A 1,486-nucleotide genomic window follows, 5' to 3' on the forward strand; every position below is an offset into this window, starting at 1 on the left:
AGAAGATCGCAGCGACGATCAACCTGTTCCACAACACCGCCATCAACGGCGACAAGGGCAGCGCGGGCTTTGACGGTCTGGACAAGATGCTTGTCTCCTCGGACGACTTCCTGACAGATCACCGCACACAGATGAACACCTACCGTAAGATGAGGTGACAGCATGCTGGGCAATCCTGATTTGGAACGAAAGTGGCTCGAGATGACCTATGACGGTGTTATGACCGTTATGGGCAGCCGCAAGGCGGTTTCAGTAGAGGATCGTGTGCAGTGGATTTCAGCTTGAAGGTGGGCACTGTTGTGGATACGAAGTATAAGAAACCGCAGCGCGTTGGAGAGGGCACGATTTTTGATGTGCTGGATTCTCCAGCGCTGACCGGTACGCCCACCGCCCCGACCCCGGAAACCGGTGACAGCTCGACTAATATTGCGACGACTGCTTTCGTTTCCGGTGCCGTAGAGAGCGGCAGTGAATATACCAACATGCTGGATAAGCTTGCATACGAGACGCAGCTGCACGGCTACCTCGCCGACCGCATCAGCAGGGGCGGAGGTGTTAAAGGCCGAAGTAGCCCGCCTGCGGGCACAGAACGAGCTGCAGGCGCAGCATCAAACCTTTTTAGAGGATTGCCTGTTAGAGATGGGCAACATCGTTTATGCGTAAGTTTTGGGCGGCCATCGCCCTGAACCTATATTTTATTTTGTCGAAAGGAGAGACGGAAATGATGGCAATGTTATACGCAAGCAAAATCTGCATGGAGGTGGAAAACCCCAAAACCCGGAAGCCGTGGGTATTTGCGGACGTACCGGCGAAGCTGCGCCAGCAGGTGGCGGACATTCTGGTGAATGAATGCAGCCTGCCGGAGCTGGTGCCGGAGGAATTTGGCGGTACGGCGGCGTAAATGTTTTGCATATTTGACCAAAAGCGAACAAAAAGCCGCCCCGGACGGGCGGTAACTGAATAGACAGGGGCGGCGTGTGGTGATATAATATCAGCGGGCGCTGTCGTTCCCAGCGGCGGGCGGTTATAGCCACTCCCTTGTGAAAGGGGGTGATCATGTGTGGATGAGACTGTTACGTTTCATGGTATGCGCAGCTTTTGTGCTTTACATACTGACCATATATGCAAAATGACCGCCCTACCCTTCCAAAAGTAAGCGGTCATTTCACCATTTGCTTTAAGGGCTAAAACCGTCTGCCGGCAGCGCCCCTTTGTATAGCTATTATACCACATGCCCCGCCTGTGTCAAGGCGGGGCTTTGATTTGCCCCGAAGGGGGTGATTTTTATGCCTGATTGACCAAACGGCGTGAAGCGACGCGCCGGATATCCGAAGGGATAGGGAGGAACCAACTATACGGACAGGGCGAAAAGCCCGGACTGCGCCCGCAGGCGCGTCCAGTGAGCAACCGGGCGCAGCCCGGCACTTGGCGAATCGGAAAGGAAGTATATTATGTACAAGAACAACATCTACATCAAGAACCACAA

Annotated in this window: 2 protein-coding genes; both read left to right on the forward strand. The window is 54.2% G+C overall.

Annotated elements, in window-relative coordinates; translation table 11 throughout:
- Positions 1-162: 162 nt before the first annotated feature.
- On the forward strand, positions 163-285 hold the full coding sequence (locus tag T363_RS16740) for a hypothetical protein (protein WP_278247029.1): 123 nt from the start codon (positions 163-165) through the stop codon (positions 283-285).
- Positions 286-721: 436 nt separating this feature from the next.
- Positions 722-901: a hypothetical protein gene (locus T363_RS0113720; protein WP_031476749.1), complete on the forward strand. Its 180-nt coding sequence runs from the start codon at positions 722-724 to the stop codon at positions 899-901.
- Positions 902-1,486 lie beyond the last annotated feature (585 nt).

It is taken from the genome of Agathobaculum desmolans ATCC 43058 (assembly GCF_000701665.1).
Classification (GTDB): domain Bacteria; phylum Bacillota; class Clostridia; order Oscillospirales; family Butyricicoccaceae; genus Agathobaculum; species Agathobaculum desmolans.

What these genes read in the sequence shown, in the direction of transcription:
- T363_RS16740 (WP_278247029.1), top strand. Translation starts at nt 163, where the DNA reads ATGCTGGGCAATCCTGATTTGGAACGAAAGTGGCTCGAGATGACCTAT.
- T363_RS0113720 (WP_031476749.1), top strand. Translation starts at nt 722, where the DNA reads ATGATGGCAATGTTATACGCAAGCAAAATCTGCATGGAGGTGGAAAAC.